Source organism: Streptomyces sp. ID05-26A, assembly GCF_033794685.1.
Classification (GTDB): Bacteria; Actinomycetota; Actinomycetes; order Mycobacteriales; family Pseudonocardiaceae; genus Lentzea.
Genome location: NZ_JARAYZ010000018.1, coordinates 1 through 589 on the forward strand (window position 1 = coordinate 1; position 589 = coordinate 589).

Genomic DNA, 589 nt, shown 5'->3' on the forward strand with positions numbered 1-589 from the left:
CTGTGGAGCGCGGGACCTGAACTTGTAGTAGTCAAGCGATGGGGTGACGCAGGAGGGTAGCTCCGCCAGTGAGTGGTAGTACTGGTGCAAGCGTGTAGGGAGAGGCATAGGCAAATCCGTGCCTCACATATCCTGAGACGTGATGCGTAGCCGATTGAGGCGAAGTAGAGTGATCCCATGCTGCCGAGAAAAGCCTCTAGCGAGCTTTCACGCGGCCCGTACCCCAAACCGACACAGGTGGTCAGGTAGAGAATACCAAGGCGATCGGGCGAACTGTGGTTAAGGAACTCGGCAAAATGCCCCCGTAACTTCGGGAGAAGGGGGGCCGTAGCGCTTGAAGCCTCTTGCAGGCTAGGGCGAGACGGCCGCAGAGACCAGCGAGAAGCGACTGTTTACTAAAAACACAGGTCCATGCGAAGTCGCAAGACGATGTATATGGACTGACGCCTGCCCGGTGCTGGAACGTTAAGGGGACCGGTTAGTCCGCAAGGGCGAAGCTGAGAACTTAAGCGCCAGTAAACGGCGGTGGTAACTATAACCATCCTAAGGTAGCGAAATTCCTTGTCGGGTAAGTTCCGACCTGCACGAA

The 589-nt window shown here is 56.4% G+C and carries 1 rRNA gene; it reads left to right on the plus strand.

Annotated features, from left to right (window positions below):
- Positions 1-589, plus strand: a 23S ribosomal RNA gene (locus PV646_RS44780); the annotation flags it as partial.